The sequence below is a fragment of the Vreelandella titanicae BH1 genome (genome assembly GCF_000336575.1).
In the GTDB taxonomy this organism is placed as follows: Bacteria; Pseudomonadota; Gammaproteobacteria; order Pseudomonadales; family Halomonadaceae; genus Vreelandella; species Vreelandella titanicae.
The window spans coordinates 97057-111755 of sequence record NZ_AOPO01000004.1 but is presented as its reverse complement, the minus strand read 5'-3'; the positions used below and the strand labels follow the sequence as shown (position 1 = coordinate 111755).

Genomic DNA, 14699 nt, shown 5'->3' with positions numbered 1-14699 from the left:
AGCCCACTCGCTCAGGGTATTGGTGCACGCCAGCAGGATGGATAATCAAAGCGACGGGCTTCTAGTTGGGTGTAGACGTCGGGTTTTAGATATAAAAATCAGTCAGCAGACACCCGGTTTCAGCACACTCCGTGATGATCCAGTTAGACATTGATCATCATCCTGCTGCGTGACTAACTCGTTAAAAAGCGTTGTTCATCAAACACCTTTTCGTTCTTTAACATGAAATAGACCGCACGCCCCAGCTTGTGGGCCAGAGCCGATAAAGCTTTGGCTTTACTCATGCGTTTCTGGAAGCGTTGCAGCAGCTTTTGTGCACCTGGATTGCCGCGCAGATAAAGCACCGCAGCCTCAGAAAAAGCCCACTTCAGATGGGCATTACCAATCTTGTTGCCCTGGGTGCCATAGGTCTTACCAGCCGATTCGGCTTTGCACTTGATTAGTCGGGAGTAGGAGGCAAACTTCTGGACAGATTCAAAACGCCGAATATCACCGACTTCATACAGAATAGTGAGCGCTAAAATACGGCCAACGCCGGGAATGGTGGTTAATAAGTGGTAGTAGGTCGGCTGATGCTTTTTAGCCTGCTTTTCCAATAGCCATTCCACCTGGCTTAGTTCCCGGTGGTAGCACTCTAAAACGGCCATATCTAAATCGATATTGCGCTGAACGAGCGGGTCATCAAAGGTTCTGCCCAGTTGCTCTCTGGCACTGACATTTTTCAAATTGACCTTGTTGGGTGGCAGATTGTACTGACTCGTGGTGTTGACCACATGAGCTTTGAGATCCGCACCGTGTCGAACGAGTCCAGTGCGACGACGAAGTAAATCCCGTGTTGCTCGCATGCGACGAGGGTAGGCATACGCGAGGGGAAAGTTGCCACCGCGGATAAGCGCCGCAATCTTGTAAGAATCCACGCGGTCATTCTTTGTTTTACCGCCATGAATGGCCTTCATATAAAGGGCATGACCGAGAATGAAAGCAATGCCCTGGTCTTCACAGAAATCGGCGATCCAGTACCAGCAGTGCATGCATTCGACGCCGATGATCAGCTCGTCCAGGTAGGGTTCGATCAGATGGAGCAAAGGTTCTGGTTTGGCTGGAATCTCTTTATGCAGAAGGGTGTCGCCCTGCTGATCCAAGATACAGACATACAGGCTACGGGCATGCAGATCAATTCCACAGTAGTGACGGTGAGTGCTATTGTAAAAGTTTATTGAGTCTTCTCCTGTTAGGTTTGGTCGCCTTTTCAGCTTAGCCAAACAGGCTGAGCTGGGGGAGAAGGCTCAATGAGTATCAAGGCGCGTCACACGGATGCCCTTTACGCCGCTTCGCTATGTAAAGACCACCGGTGCGCTTTGCGTTAAGCTTTTCGAGAGGCATTCGTGCAGACGTTTAGAGAATTTGACAGAAAGCTGCTCAAGAATAACTCTCAGCTTGCCCTAAACAAGTACGGGCAGAACCTAATGTTCCCTCATTCTAAAGAGTGCGCCACGCGCCGGGACTATGTTCTGCATCGACTCGGGGCCACATTTCAGCAGATGTCTATTCTTAGACAATTTATAGATATACATATAAAGAAGTACGAAGGGAATAACGGAGATACCGGAGAGCAGCTGGATCTCACATTCAACGCTATAAACCAACTAAGCTATTGTTTTGATAATCTCCTATTCAACCTGGGGTCATTGTCAGATTACTTTGGAAATTATCTAGGTTTGTATCTATACGGGCCAAAGTTTCAGACCTTGAAGTGGAGTGGCTTCGTCAACAAAACCAATGATGTTTATGCAGGAAAGGATTTCGGCTCTCTGCTAGCCAAGGAACACCGTGAGTGGTTTACTAAGCTTCATGAGTATCGTGGAGATATTATCCATAGAAAGGCTATCTTGATTGAGGTTTCAGGGTTTGAAAATAAGAGGTTTATGCCTCATACAGTAGAACGATTAAATTTTCAGATAAATGATGCATTAAAGAAGTACTTCCATCTTTTCAGGAAGGATGAGAATCAAGAGCTATACTATTGCGCAGAGAAGATTTGCAATAGAACTATTGAAGGACTTTCTAATATCCTAGACGCCTCTGAACGGATTGCCTTCGATGAATCTTTTAAGTGTTTTAGGTAATTGGCAGCAAAGCTTAACAAGGCAATGCACGCGACAAGCGCGTAATTGCGGCGTTATACGAAAATACGCCACACCAAACATTGGAAATGAGATGTTAGAAAAGCAAAAAATTGTTCTCTTTTTGGGGAATGCTGATCGCGAAGGGGTTACTGCCAAGCTGAAAGCGGTAGGAACTCTGTATAAAAGAAAGATGCTTGAATCTAGTCTGGAGAACTGGAAAAAAATCATAGACATTTTTAGTGAGTTCGAAGTCACTTCAGTGGTCGTTAAATTGACTAACACATCCTTTTATATTTTGTTTGATGAAGAATATAAGGACTTGAGGGAAGAGTTATTAGGTCTTATATCTACGAAACCCAATTTGTTTCTTTCTCATGAATCTCTAATTACCGGAGAAAAAGGTAATGATTATGGGGAGTATATTGCGCAGTTAAACGACTATGACCCAGAGCTTGATGAAGACTATCAATTTTTGAGATCTCATTATGATGATATATTTCAACCGCCAGATTCCCAAATTGTCGGTGAGGTGCTCTCGCTCTTTGAACGACATGACATATCAATAATTCCTTATCAGAAAAATGTGGAGATGATCCTGATAGCATCTTCATTCATAGATAAAAATGAAAGCAACTTGATTTTTAGAATCTATGTCCCTTCAGAAAGAATGTGGGTAAATGAGGCTGAAAAGTTATTGCAGCTATTTAGAGAATATTTACATAAAGTATCCGGTCTTAATGTTAGGCAGGATCAATATAGAACCAACCAGGGAGTTGTATACGAATTCTTTGGCGGTGATGGCGTTGAGCCAAACTTGCTCCCTGAGAAATTTGATGAATTCTCAAGCTTTATGGAGTCATGCGTTTCAAACCCAGAAGCCGCTCAGGCTTTATTGGAATCTAAAGATCTAAACAAGACTGAGATAATTAACCTCGTAGAGCGGTACAGCAAAGAAGCTAGAAGATTACATATAGATATCAAGCAAGAAAGGGAAAGGAAAATTCTTGCCATTAGGCATGGTTTAGAAAGTGAGCTTTCCGAATATGTTAGAACTGATCATGACTGGGAGGTTATTGGAAGAATTGTTGAAGCTAGCGTGCCTTCTGCTGGAGGTGTTTCTTCCGCGCTAACCATCGATATGAAAGTACAGCCTACGCCAAATAATAATTTAACAGTTAATATTAATCCCCAAATAATTGAGGCTGTAAATGGTGTTGTTGCGCAACAAATCATAGGGGATCAGCATTTAGGAACTGATGCAAAGAAGTTACTAGAAATTATTGACCAATATGCCGGTAAAGATAAGGCAATTCTTGCATCGTCAGTGCATGAGCTTTCTGATGAAAGTGCAAAAACTGAAGATAGAATGACAGCAAAACATCGGCTGAAAGGTTTTTTGATTTCGGCTGGCAGTAAAATTGGTGATGTGACTACAGGTGTTCTTCAGTCATATATTGAAAATCAAATTGGCCTGTGAAGATCGTATAACAAGCGCATGTTGCCGGACTGTTTTTCCGCAGTGCTCCAAAACAGCGTTATTCCTCGGGCTTGTAATCATTGTAATGGAGTAAGAGTTTGAGAGTGAATCAAAATAATTTTTTAAGTATTGCGTACATCGTAATGATAGATAAAAAAGATGATAGCTTTACTTACTTTAATAATTATCCGTCAAGCTTGTTAAAGAAAATTGATATTTTTAGAAAAATTGCTGAATTACCTAAAGATCTATGTGAGTTTTTTTGCAAAAAAGAAGTTTTAATACAGCATAGGATGACAGGTTTTTTTGATGGTTACAGAGTAGTATTTTGTGGCGACCTTTCTGAAGTAGAAGAGGTAGAGGCTGCAATAAAAGTTGTATTTTTGGATGGTCGAGTTTTTCAAGACATAGATTTTCCTGAAGCAATTTACGTCTCTGGCTCTTTGGGTGGGATAGATGATATAGATTGTGTTTGCTTGAAAGATCTTGAGAAAGGTGTTTTGCTTTCCTATCTGAATAAGCTTTCTCCTAGATTTAATTTAGAGGAAATGAATATTGTATCAGAATTAAAAGCAAGCTACTTTAACGATAACTCTAATGAGTATATAGAAACTGATTGCGATCTGAATAGGTCAATATCTACCGAAGCCAATATATTAGTTCTAAAGTCTGCAAAACTAAATGCGAGTTATGAGGTGTTTAGATATGAGTGTAATGACGAAGATGTTTTCCAGACAATAAACCTAATTAATTATATTAGAAATAATATTGCTGAAAATTTTAAACTGAATTTAGCGCTACCAGCAATTCAGATAGTCTTATCGGACTTCTCTGCTAATCTTGACTTTCAAATAAATAAAAATGAATATTCTCAGAATTCTTTACAGAACACAGGAGTTGAGGATCCCAGGTCGCTAGAAAAGGCGATTAAGTTGATTTTGCGAAATGGATTTTACGAAGGGACTGAAAAAACGAAATATTTTAATGAAGCATACAGCGAAAGGTTGCTTGTGGAAACATTAATTGGTTTGTATTCATGCTCTAGCCTGATTCCAAGTGCCAAGATTAATATATCTAATAGCGACTTGTATGGTTTTCTTAAAGATATTGGCATTAATGATAGAAGTGATAATCAAAAAAGCTTAAAAAATAAATTCAAAAAATTTAGAGATTTTATTAATAAAAAGACATCAGGCTCATTCGAGTACTTGAATGAAAGCCGACCTTCAGAAGTTAAAATAGTATCGAACTTGCCCATTGAGTGGTCTTCTCATAATGGGCTTCCTATTATGCTGGCGCATAATGTCAGTCGTTTACCTGTTTCGCCAGGCTGGATAACAACCAAGTTGCTGATAGATTCTAGAAATATATTTATTGATATGGAAGGGTTTAGTGATGTTTTAGTAATTAGCTCTTTCAAAGATGAAGATTTAATAAAAGATCATCTTTTTTCTAAGCTTGAGTCTTTTAATAATGGCAAGCTGGCAGCTCTTGGGAGCCAAAGTGTTTTTGATGTAAGAGCGAAACTGACTAGACCTTCTACTTACAGAGAATTGGTTTCAGTTTTAAACGACTCCTGTAGCCCAATGGTTGTATTTGATCTTCACGGTGGTCATCAAGAAAGTGGCGAGGGTCTTATTCATTTAAAAAATGAAGCAGTTTCTGTCTATGATCTAGTTCAAGATGCCAAAATCCCACCTATTGTGGTGCTTAGTTCTTGTGACACAAGCCCTATAGATAGAAATCATTTCTCTGTAGCTAACGGATTTTTGTCTGGCGGGGCAAAAACAGTCCTTGCAAGCGCTTTGCCTATTTTGAGCAAGGAGGCTTCTACTTTTATTGTTCGCTTGATGATAAGGCTGAAAGAATTCTTACCAATTGTTATCAATAAAGAGAAAAAAAGCCTTCGATGGTCTTCGTTTATGTCAGGTATGATCAGAAGGACATTCTATACTGAATTGATTGATTTTTTGATAGAAAAAGGGGTGATTGAATCAGATAAAAAATATAATCTTATTCCTAGGTGCGGAATGATGATCGACCCAGTAAGCGAAAATTTTCATTCTGAAATTGTTTCTTTAATCTCTAATGAAACTAATATTAGTCCTGAAGAAGTACAAAGAATTATTGATGAGGAGTTGGTTCTTCCAGAATGTTTAAAATATCTTCAGTTAGGTAACCCGGAGCGAGTTGTTATAAGATCTCCGCATGAAATCAAAAGGTCTTTATAGATCTACTATATCACTCATTAGAAATTGGCATAACAATTCGCTCCACAAGGACACATACTACTCCGATCATTTTTGTGTCTTTCGCTGGCGCTCAATCATACACAAAAACGCCCTCCGCAGCATGTGCCTGTGAGCGAGGCGTTATTTAAAAAATGGAGATGTAGTGAAATTGACTGATGCAGCAACTATTGCTGGAGGGATTGCGGCTGTGCTTGCAATATTGGCTTCAGTCTATGCCTTTTATAAAAGGAGCTTTAAAAAAGGCCGGATTTCATCGGAGGCAAATATTGCATTTCAAAGAAAGAGTGATTCATACAATAAGATATATGCCCCACTTAGAGTAGAGCTGACTAATACAAGATTTGTAACATATAGCTCAATAGGTTACCCAAGATTCCGCCAAAGATTTGCCCATGCATTTAGTGAGTTCAATGACAAGAAACATTACAAGGCAAAATTTATGTCATTTTTTAAAGCGATATCGGACAAAGGCGAATCAGTATCAATTGAATGTGATACACAATTTCCCAGTGATAAAATAAAATCAATAATTGAGTTGAACCCTCAATATGCAGATAAAGACCTAATTGATAAAGTGCATGAGCTTGAGGTTATGGCTGCTACTCCATGGGATCATGATGAGGATGAAATAGTTGAGTTTCAATATCATCTGGCAAATCATATCTATGCAAAATATGATTCACTGCATGAAGAATTACATAACAATGCAAATTAACTCGGACATGGACTTCCCCCAGTTCAGTGGACACGCATCGATAACTCCGCAGGAGGAGAAATACGATGCCGGAGATGATCACGGGGAAGAAAACTCAGCAGTACAGCACTGAGTTCAAGGTCAAAGCGGTGGAGTGGAGTCACCAGGCCCACCGGAGTGTGAAAAGCGTCGCCGAAGCGCTGGATATTCACCCTTTCATGCTGTCACGCTGGCGTAAGGAATACCGATAGGGAAAGTTCGCCATGAAACGGGTAAAGAAAGCGCCAGCAGACGCCAAGAAGAAGATCCAGGAACAGGATGAGGTTGCCCGCCTGAAACGCCGGATATCGGAGCTTCAGGAGGAAAACGACATTCTAAAAAAGTTTCAACGTTTTCAGGCCGAGGAACGACGGAAGCGTTCCGGTTCATCTGGAAACACCGACGAGACTACAGTGTAAAAGCGCTGTGCAGACATCTGAAGGTGTCGTGGTCTGGATACTATGCCTGGGCCAACCGGGAGCCCAGCAAGAGAGCCACTGACAAGGCAGACTTGTTGTTGAAGATCAGGAAGATCTACGACAACAGTAAAGGCCGTTATGGTAGTCCTCGCGTTTACCAGACGCTGCGCCGAGAAGGCTTGGTGGTCGGAGAGAATCGGGTCGCGAAAATTATGCGGGAGTGGGGCATGAAGGCCCGCTCTGCTCATGTGTACCGCCGATTGAGGAAGCTCAGGAATGATCTGAAAGCCCTGCCAAATTATCGACTTGAGGCAGCGAGGCCGACTGCGGAAAACCAGCAGTGGAGCAGTGACGTCACGTATATCAAGCTTGGCAAGAAGTACGTGTTCCTGGCGGTAGTGTTGGACCTGTACTCACGCCGCATCATCAGTTGGCGCTTGGGGGCGAGTCTGAGCGCAAACTTTGCCAGAGCAACGTTGCGGGAGGTCTTCACAAGCCGTAAGCCGGATTCTGGCCTGTTGTTCCATACGGATCGCGGCATCGAATACCGAGCTCATAAGACACAAGCGCTGCTGAAGCAGTACCAAGTAAAACACAGCATGAACCGACCTGGTCAGTGTACCGACAATGCCGAGGTTGAATCGTTCTTCAAGACCCTCAAGGGAGAATTGCTGCACGCCACCAGCTTCGTGACGATGCGCCAATTACGGAAACATATAAAAGCCTATATTGAAGGCTTTTATAATACCCAACGGCTGCACAGTGGCCTTGGTTACCGGACTCCGCTAGAGTTCGAAGGAGTCAACTGATGGGGCGTGTCCATTTTATTGGGGGAAGTCCACACTATCGTGGCTGGGACGGCTTACGATGCGCTCCAGCCGCCCCAAAGCTTTGCGTTATGTTTTTTGGAGAGTTCTGAGTCATGTCCAAAAAATTCAAGTTGAGAGCTGATGAAATCAAGGATGTTGCCAAAGGGTACGGCGGATGTATAGCAACGGATATGATTACCGTCCATGGAAAAAAGGTGGGCTACATGTATCGTGATGAGCCGCGAAACGATATGGATAGTGGCTGGTGTTTCATGTGGGGTAAGGAGTCGGAGAAATACATGGATGATCCAAGCAATCACGAAATATATGACGTAAACACAATTGCTAATTACAGTCCTGACATAGTCGAATTTCTTGATGCTCCATATGGTTCGGCATTCGAGAGAAATGCTGAGGGTAAGCTTGTTGAGATCGATGATTAAACATAACAAGCCGCTCAAATTCGTTCCGGCCACAAAAGGCGTGGCCTCCACCGGACTCTCTAACGCTCGCCGTTTAGCGGGGCGTTATAAATCAGGGAGTAGCCATCGATGGAATGGCGTAAGGACGATTACCTAATCACTGACGACAAGTCCAAAGTGCAACTGGATATTGTCCACCGCTTGCTTGCTGCAACCTATTGGGGTGACCGCCGTCCCCGAGAAACCGTAGAGCGCATGGTTGCTGGTTCCATCTGCTTCAGTCTTTACCGGGGTGCCACGCAGATAGGTTTTGGGCGGGCAGTCACCGATAGTGCTACGTTTACCTGGGTAGCGGATATTGTGATTGAGCCCGAGTATCGGGGTGCCGGTTTAGGGCAGTGGATCATGGAATGCTTGGTTACGCACCCGGCCATAAAGGGAACTCAAATGGTGTTGCAAACCCGCGATGCTCAAGGGTTGTACGAGAAGTTTGGCTTCTCTGGAAATAGTGCTCTCATGAGCACCAAAGTAACTGATTTATAACAATTCGCAGCAGTACGCGGCTTGCAGCCGCCGGACGTCCCTGACTGGCCGCCGCTGTGCTCCGTGTTATGTGTAAGGGAAGCCAAAATTAAAGGGGGCAGATCGAGTTTATTGTGATCACTTAATGAGGCAGGTTGATTTATTTTTAACCAAGCTGACTGATCTAAAATCTATCTGACCCCTTTTGGTTCATTGCCTCCCGTTCTCCGCCTAACCCCTAAACCTGCGCGTAGCCCCCGTCAACGAATACCTCGCTCCCTGTCATAAAGCTGCTATCGTCGGACGCCAGGAACGCCACCGCGCCTGCGGTTTCTTGGGGATCGCCCAGACGCTCAAGGGGTACGCTCCGTTTCATCTCGCTCAGGGCGTCGGATGGGAGCAATTCGATTAACTTGTCTGTTTTGGTTGGGCCAGGAGACATGACGTTCACGCGAATGCCGGTGCCCCTAAGATCATGGGCCCAACTGCGCACCAGGTTTCGGATGGCCGCCTTGGAGGCGCTGTAGATGCTCATAGCGGGGGTGCCCATGCTGCCGACCGTGGAACCGGTGAGGATGATGGAGCCGCCGTTCGTCATCAGGGGGAGGGCCTTCTGGACGGTGAAGAGGGTGCCTTTGACGTTGATGTCAAAGATATAGTCGTAGTGTTCCTCGGTGATCTGTCCTAGGCTGGCGAATTCGCCTACGCCCGCGTTGGCCACCAGTATGTCCAGGCGGCCTTTCTCTTTCTGCACTGTCTCGAATACGCGGTCGAGATCCTCCGGCTTCGTCACATCCGCCTGGAGACCCCGGGCGTTAGATCCCAGTGCCTCAGCCGCGTTGTCGAGGACGTCCTGGCGCCGTCCGACAATGAAGACGAAGGTGCCTTCGTCGATGAGGCGTTGGGCCGAGGCCAGGCCGATGCCGCTGGCTCCGCCTGTGATTAGTGCGATTTTACCGTTTAGCCGACTCATGGTTGGGTCTCCGTGTGTGTTGACTCGATTCGCTTTCACGATATATAAACCGCTTACAAATGTTCAAGTATGCACCTTTTGGTAAGTACCCGTTATGGCGAAAGAAAACTCAGAAAACCCACGTTTCATTTGTGGCCTGCATGCGACGCTGCACGTGATCTCTGGTAAGTGGAAGCCGTTGATTCTGTTCTTTTTGAACAAGGGCCCGACGCGTTACGGCGAGCTCAAGCGAAGCGTCCGGGGCGTGAGCGACAAAATGTTGATCCAGCAGCTAAAGGAGCTGGAGTCCGACGGTATTGTCCAGCGCACCGACTATGGAGAGATCCCGCTGCGCGTCGACTACTCGCTGACGACCTTCGGGGCAAGTCTGGTGCGGGCCATGGAGCCGCTTTGCGGCTGGGGCGAAGAGCACGAAGAGGACATTGCCGCGGCGATGGACCGCCGGAAAACCAGCCGGCAGGAAGCGAAGCCGGTCTAAGACCAATCTGTGAGAGTTACCGTATGGATGCACCGTGAATTTCGAGACGATTCTGATCATCGCCTGTGCCTATCTTGTGGCTGCCTTCGTCAAAGGGGCGACCGGTCTGGGGTTCTCAACATCCGCGCTACCCATCCTCGCGCTTGGGCTGGGCCTCAAATCCGCCATACCGCTGGTCATCATTCCCTCGCTGGTGAGTAACGCCATCGTGATGATGCAGGCAGGGCACTTTGGGGAGACGGTGCAGCGCTTCTGGCCGATGTTTCTCGCCACCATTCCCGGCCTGCTGATTGGCCTCGCCGTGCTGGATCTGATCGATAGCCTGGTCGCCGGCGCGATACTGGGCCTGGTGCTTATCGGCTACGGCGCTTTCACGCTGCTTCGCCCTGGCCAACCGATGTCGGAGAGCCTGGGCCGCAAACTTGCGCCGGTTTCCGGTTTTCTCACCGGTCTGGTGAATGGCATGACCGGATCGCAAGTCATGCCGGTCTTGCCGTTCCTGCTGGCGCTTCAACTCGATCCCAAGCGGTTTATCCAGGCGATCAATATCTCCTTTACCCTTTCGAGCCTGATCATGGCCGTGGGCCTGGCGAAGCTGGGACTCATGACGGTCGAATCGATTTGGATCTCGCTGTTGGGGTTAATACCCGTCTACGTCGGCACCAAGATCGGCGGTATCGTGCGCCAGCGGATGGATGCCGACACCTTCCGCAAAGTGGTGTTGCTGATGCTGATCGCCTTCGGTGTCGTGCTGGTCAGCAAAACCGCCCTTGCATAGGGCGGGTAGCGCCTTTCGTGGCGGCGGTGGGATCTGAAAGCGGCCGTAGCATAGCTGCCTATTCCTGAGCTAGAGCCCACAATGTCACGGTAGACTTCGCATAATCATGCGCCATCTCGGGAACGGCTCACATGAATGTCCAGGCCAATATCCTCGTGATCTTATTTCCCTGCTTCATCTCTATTTCCCGTACATCAACCGCACCGAGCTTACGAATCAGCTTCTTGGCAGGCTTAACATTGTCAGCTTTTGAAACCAGGCTGCTAAACCAGCGGCATTGAGTTGCATACTCCTGGCTTTCTCTTATTAGCTTTTTAAGAAACAGCTGTTCGCCCCCCTTACACCAGAGCTCTGCGCCCATCCCGCCAAAGTTCAGCGTAGGCGATTGGGTTGTGGCTTTTAGTTCGCCGCGACTACGAGCAAGGTTATTGAATTTACGCTGGCTACCTTTAAGTGCTTCATCGAGCGAGGCGTGAAAGGGTGGGTTGCATACACTGACGTCAAAAAACTCCCCATCTTGAATGATCCCTTCAAAAATATGGTTTTTATCGTGCTGTGTGCGTAGCGTGAAGCGATCCTTGAGCTTGGGGTTGTTGGTAATAATTGTGGCGACGTTCTCAAGCGATTGAGGGTTAATGTCACTACCAACACACTGCCAGCCGTAAATTTGGCAGGCCAGTAGTGGGTAGATGCCATTGGCTCCTGTCCCTATATCGAGCAGCTTGATGCTGGGCTGTTCATGTCCAAGCCCAAACTCCAATAAATCCGCCATGTGATGAATATAGTCGGCTCTGCCTGGGATCGGGGGGCAAAGCGCGCCCTCTGGAATATCCCAATCGACAATATTGTAGTATCGGTTTAATAACGCGGCGTTGAGCGTTTTTACTGCCAGTGGGTCTGCGAAATCGATGGAAAGTTCGCCATAAGCGTTCGGCTTCACATAGGGGGCTAGTGGTGGGTGGCTCTTTACGAGCACTGGGAAGTCATAGCCTTGGTTGTGTAGATTCTTCGGGTGCAGGCCTTTACGAACAGGCTTGGCTGGGCTTTTTTCACTTTCATGGTGGTTGTTCACAGTAATAGGCCCGAGGCTTGGCGTTCAATTGTCGAGAGGGTATGGCTTAGTCCGTGATTATAATCTTCATGGTTGTGTTGAGCATACTCGGTAGTTAAATGGACGCCCATTCTCCCGGGGATGTATATGTTAGCTCCGATGCCCCTCGTCATTAATTGCGGTGGTGTTGTCGATTTTGATCAGTGGCGAACGACTACTCTATGCAGAACGCATTATTCCGGTGCTGCAAGCCGGAGCAAGGCTGAATTTACGCGAGGAGGTCCGTCATGAGCCAGATTGAATCACCGAGAGTTGTCTCCAAAGAGGAATGGTTTCGGGCACGCAAAGCCCATCTAAAGAACGAGAAGGCGCTCACGCGTATGCGCGACCTGGTCGCCCGTGAACGGCGTGAGTTGCCATGGGTTAAGCTGGAGAAAGAATACGTCTTCGACACGCTGGAAGGGAAGAAGACGCTTGCCGAGCTATTTGGCACAAACAGTCAATTGGTCATTCACCATTTCATGTTCGGCCCTGACTGGGAGGCGGGCTGCCCGAGCTGCTCGCTGGAGGCGGATCATGCCGAGGGCGCCATCGTCCACCTCGCCAATCACGATGTCAGTTATGTTCGTGTATCCCGCGCGCCGTTGGAAAAGCTGGAAGCCTACCGGAGGCGCATGGGCTGGACAGCCAACTGGGTATCCTCCCAGGGCAGCGATTTCAATTTTGACTTTCAGGTCTCTTTCGCACGGGAGGATCTTGAGGCTGGTCGGCTCCACTACAATTATCAAACTATCGAGGATCCGAAATACTTCAGCGAAGAATTGCCCGGTCTTAGCGTTTTCTACAGGGATGAAAGTGGCGCTGTGTTCCATACCTACTCCAGCTACGCCCGTGGCAATGAAGAGGTTATTGGCGCCTTCGTTTATCTCGATATCACGCCGAAGGGCCGCAACGAGAAGGAAATCATGGACTGGGTTCGTCGCCGCGATGAGTACGATGTGAGTCTGACAGAAGCGGTCTGTCACACCTGCTGATTGCCGCCCGTCGCCGTTAGCTCCATCCCAGGGGGGGTATAATAATAGAAGGAAGGTAAATGGGTATTGAGCTTATTGGCTTTATCGCAGTCGTATTGCTGGCATACCTTATTCCCGGTCCGGATTTTCTGCTAGTCAGCCGATATGCGGTAAAGCATCGTCGACTCGGTTTAGCTGCTGCGCTGGGTGCTCAGAGCGGACTCTGTATACACATGCTGACGGCCGCTCTGGGCCTTTCGGCCATTGCGGCTCGCTCCGCTGAGCTGTTTATGCTGATTCGCTGGGCAGGTGCGGCTTATTTAATCTGGATGGGGCTAGCAGTTCTGTACAGCAGTCGTAGCCAGCACCGTAGTGCACAGGCAGACGTGCAAGAAAACATTGATGCCACTAGCCGTAGCCGTGCTTTTGCCAATGGCTTTTTGTGCAATTTGCTCAACCCTAAGGCGGTCATCTTTTTCCTCAGTGTCTTACCCCAGTTCATCGATCCCACGGTTAGTGCCGCTCGGCAAATTTTGATACTCGGTGTGCTTGATGTACTGATTGGCGTCGCTTGGTGGTGGGGCGTTGTCATACTTATGGAGCGCGTAGCGCAGGCATTACGCAGGCCGCGCATTCGGCAGTGGTGGGATTGGGTTACAGGCAGTTTGATGATCGGTGCTAGCGCTCTCTTGGTGCGCAACAGTCCGAGTTAATAATGCCATATACGATCATTGGTGTGCTAAAGGGCACATATTGCTCTGCCTCGAAGGTGAGCTTCATACTGAGCTAGACGATGGTCGTTGTTTTGTTCTCACGCCTGGTTCGAGCTATTAAGTTGCCGACAATGCAGAACTTCATCGTTCTTCGACGGAGCAGGGAGCTACGTTGTTCGTCGTCGATTAGCATCGCATAATCACTGTTATGGATAGGGAGTAAACGTATGGTCTTCGACTTACCTGCACCAGAGCAGCAAGACTCCAAGTCATTGGTTGGCAGTATTGCGGCTCGGCGCAGCGTGAGGGAGTACACGAATGCACCACTCCCTATCGGTGTTTTGTCTCAATTGCTTTGGTCGGCCCAGGGCGTAACAGGGCCGGATACAAAAAGAGCAACGCCATCGGCAGGTGGATTATACCCGCTGCACCTAAAAATATTGGTGCAGCGGGTATCGGAACTTGAGCCTGGTATCTATGAGTATCAGGCTGACAACCATTCGTTAAAGTTAACTGGGAACCGTGTTCCGGAAGGGGCAGTGCAAGCGCTAGGGATTGGCGATCAACCATGGTTGAAAGAAGCGGCTCTCGTCATCGGAGTTGCCGCGAAACTGGGAGAGGCAATTCAGCACTTTGAAGCTCAGCCACCCCAGGGAGCGCGCGGCGCTCGCTATGTATATATGGAAACTGGTGCTCTAGCACAAAATGTCCACCTTCAGAGCACTGCTCTCGGAGTTGGTTGTGTTCTAGTGGCAGGTTTCGACGATCCAAGGGTGAAAGAAGTATTGAGATTGCCTGCGGACTTGGACCCTACTGCGCTGCTTTGCATTGGGCTGCGGCGTGATGCCTAACAGAGCATAACAATACGCGGCACGAGGGTCGCCTTGTCTTCCTTTTGCTCTATAAAGACCTCTGGTGCGCTTCGCCCTAGCC

General features: G+C 47.3%; 17 protein-coding genes. 14 read left to right on the top strand and 3 right to left on the bottom strand.

Annotated features, from left to right (window positions below):
* Nucleotides 1-173: 173 nt before the first annotated feature.
* Entirely contained in the window at nucleotides 174-1217 is a 1044-nt protein-coding gene (locus HALTITAN_RS09565) for an IS110 family RNA-guided transposase (RefSeq protein WP_039859219.1), read from the bottom strand.
* Nucleotides 1218-1385: 168 nt separating this feature from the next.
* Here HALTITAN_RS09565 and HALTITAN_RS09560 point away from each other — a divergent pair, with 168 nt between their 5' ends.
* From HALTITAN_RS09560 to HALTITAN_RS09525, 9 genes are all read left to right on the top strand, one after another.
* Nucleotides 1386-2126, top strand: a complete 741-nt coding sequence (locus HALTITAN_RS09560; RefSeq protein WP_039859084.1) for a hypothetical protein — start codon at nucleotides 1386-1388, stop codon at nucleotides 2124-2126.
* Complete coding sequence (locus tag HALTITAN_RS09555; protein WP_152419257.1) at nucleotides 2101-3603, top strand: hypothetical protein; 1503 nt, start codon at nucleotides 2101-2103, stop codon at nucleotides 3601-3603. The genes HALTITAN_RS09560 and HALTITAN_RS09555 overlap by 26 nt, the downstream gene beginning before the upstream one ends.
* A 104-nt stretch (nucleotides 3604-3707) precedes the next feature.
* On the top strand, nucleotides 3708-5834 hold the full coding sequence (locus HALTITAN_RS09550) for a hypothetical protein (RefSeq protein WP_201764684.1): 2127 nt from the start codon (nucleotides 3708-3710) through the stop codon (nucleotides 5832-5834).
* Nucleotides 5835-5997: 163 nt separating this feature from the next.
* Nucleotides 5998-6570 (top strand): hypothetical protein, encoded by a 573-nt coding sequence (locus tag HALTITAN_RS09545; protein WP_009286970.1) that lies wholly within the window; start codon nucleotides 5998-6000, stop codon nucleotides 6568-6570.
* Nucleotides 6571-6635: 65 nt separating this feature from the next.
* Complete coding sequence (locus tag HALTITAN_RS24805) at nucleotides 6636-6800, top strand: transposase (protein WP_083868771.1); 165 nt, start codon at nucleotides 6636-6638, stop codon at nucleotides 6798-6800.
* 12 nt (nucleotides 6801-6812) lie between these two features.
* Entirely contained in the window at nucleotides 6813-7007 is a 195-nt protein-coding gene (locus tag HALTITAN_RS26010) for a hypothetical protein (RefSeq protein ID WP_083868769.1), read from the top strand.
* Entirely contained in the window at nucleotides 6977-7816 is an 840-nt protein-coding gene (locus HALTITAN_RS09535) for an IS3 family transposase (RefSeq protein WP_051051970.1), read from the top strand. Before HALTITAN_RS26010 ends, HALTITAN_RS09535 begins: the two co-directional genes overlap by 31 nt.
* Nucleotides 7817-7929: 113 nt before the next feature.
* A complete protein-coding gene (locus HALTITAN_RS09530) occupies nucleotides 7930-8259 on the top strand; it encodes a DUF2185 domain-containing protein (protein WP_039859075.1) in 330 nt (109 codons plus the stop codon).
* A 108-nt stretch (nucleotides 8260-8367) separates the two neighbouring features.
* Nucleotides 8368-8781 carry a GNAT family N-acetyltransferase gene (locus HALTITAN_RS09525; RefSeq protein WP_009286968.1) on the top strand — a complete coding sequence of 138 codons (414 nt, stop codon included), beginning with the start codon at nucleotides 8368-8370 and terminating at the stop codon, nucleotides 8779-8781.
* A gap of 217 nt (nucleotides 8782-8998) precedes the next feature.
* On the opposite strand, the gene HALTITAN_RS09520 is transcribed toward HALTITAN_RS09525, so the two are convergent.
* A complete protein-coding gene (locus tag HALTITAN_RS09520; RefSeq protein ID WP_039859072.1) occupies nucleotides 8999-9733 on the bottom strand; it encodes an SDR family NAD(P)-dependent oxidoreductase in 735 nt (244 codons plus the stop codon).
* Between the two features lie 94 nt (nucleotides 9734-9827).
* Here HALTITAN_RS09520 and HALTITAN_RS09515 point away from each other — a divergent pair, with 94 nt between their 5' ends.
* Both HALTITAN_RS09515 and HALTITAN_RS09510 read left to right on the top strand, forming a co-directional pair.
* Nucleotides 9828-10211, top strand: coding sequence for a winged helix-turn-helix transcriptional regulator (locus HALTITAN_RS09515; RefSeq protein ID WP_039859069.1), 384 nt, complete (start codon nucleotides 9828-9830; stop codon nucleotides 10209-10211).
* Between the two features lie 34 nt (nucleotides 10212-10245).
* Nucleotides 10246-10989, top strand: coding sequence for a sulfite exporter TauE/SafE family protein (locus HALTITAN_RS09510; RefSeq protein ID WP_009286967.1), 744 nt, complete (start codon nucleotides 10246-10248; stop codon nucleotides 10987-10989).
* Nucleotides 10990-11116: 127 nt separating this feature from the next.
* Here HALTITAN_RS09510 and rlmF read toward each other — a convergent pair whose 3' ends face one another.
* Complete coding sequence (rlmF, locus tag HALTITAN_RS09505; protein WP_009286966.1) at nucleotides 11117-12061, bottom strand: 23S rRNA (adenine(1618)-N(6))-methyltransferase RlmF; 945 nt, start codon at nucleotides 12059-12061, stop codon at nucleotides 11117-11119.
* A 266-nt stretch (nucleotides 12062-12327) separates the two neighbouring features.
* On the opposite strand from rlmF, the gene HALTITAN_RS09500 reads away from it, so the two are divergent.
* The 3 genes from HALTITAN_RS09500 (at nucleotide 12328) to HALTITAN_RS09490 (ending at nucleotide 14617) form a co-directional block, all read left to right on the top strand.
* A complete protein-coding gene (locus HALTITAN_RS09500) occupies nucleotides 12328-13074 on the top strand; it encodes a DUF899 domain-containing protein (RefSeq protein ID WP_039859066.1) in 747 nt (248 codons plus the stop codon).
* A 59-nt stretch (nucleotides 13075-13133) separates the two neighbouring features.
* The gene (locus HALTITAN_RS09495) at nucleotides 13134-13766 is read left to right on the top strand and encodes a LysE family translocator (protein ID WP_009286965.1); all 633 of its coding nucleotides are present in this window, start codon (nucleotides 13134-13136) and stop codon (nucleotides 13764-13766) included.
* Nucleotides 13767-13993: 227 nt separating this feature from the next.
* Nucleotides 13994-14617 carry a SagB/ThcOx family dehydrogenase gene (locus HALTITAN_RS09490; RefSeq protein WP_039859064.1) on the top strand — a complete coding sequence of 208 codons (624 nt, stop codon included), beginning with the start codon at nucleotides 13994-13996 and terminating at the stop codon, nucleotides 14615-14617.
* Nucleotides 14618-14699 lie beyond the last annotated feature (82 nt).

Coding starts and splice junctions, on each gene's coding strand:
- HALTITAN_RS24805 (WP_083868771.1), top strand. CDS start 6,636: ATGCCGGAGATGATCACGGGGAAGAAAACTCAGCAGTACAGCACTGAG.
- HALTITAN_RS26010 (WP_083868769.1), top strand. CDS start 6,813: ATGAAACGGGTAAAGAAAGCGCCAGCAGACGCCAAGAAGAAGATCCAG.
- HALTITAN_RS09555 (WP_152419257.1), top strand. CDS start 2,101: ATGAATCTTTTAAGTGTTTTAGGTAATTGGCAGCAAAGCTTAACAAGG.
- HALTITAN_RS09520 (WP_039859072.1), bottom strand. CDS start 9,733: ATGAGTCGGCTAAACGGTAAAATCGCACTAATCACAGGCGGAGCCAGC.
- HALTITAN_RS09515 (WP_039859069.1), top strand. CDS start 9,828: ATGGCGAAAGAAAACTCAGAAAACCCACGTTTCATTTGTGGCCTGCAT.
- HALTITAN_RS09530 (WP_039859075.1), top strand. CDS start 7,930: ATGTCCAAAAAATTCAAGTTGAGAGCTGATGAAATCAAGGATGTTGCC.
- HALTITAN_RS09500 (WP_039859066.1), top strand. CDS start 12,328: ATGAGCCAGATTGAATCACCGAGAGTTGTCTCCAAAGAGGAATGGTTT.
- HALTITAN_RS09495 (WP_009286965.1), top strand. CDS start 13,134: ATGGGTATTGAGCTTATTGGCTTTATCGCAGTCGTATTGCTGGCATAC.
- HALTITAN_RS09490 (WP_039859064.1), top strand. CDS start 13,994: ATGGTCTTCGACTTACCTGCACCAGAGCAGCAAGACTCCAAGTCATTG.
- HALTITAN_RS09525 (WP_009286968.1), top strand. CDS start 8,368: ATGGAATGGCGTAAGGACGATTACCTAATCACTGACGACAAGTCCAAA.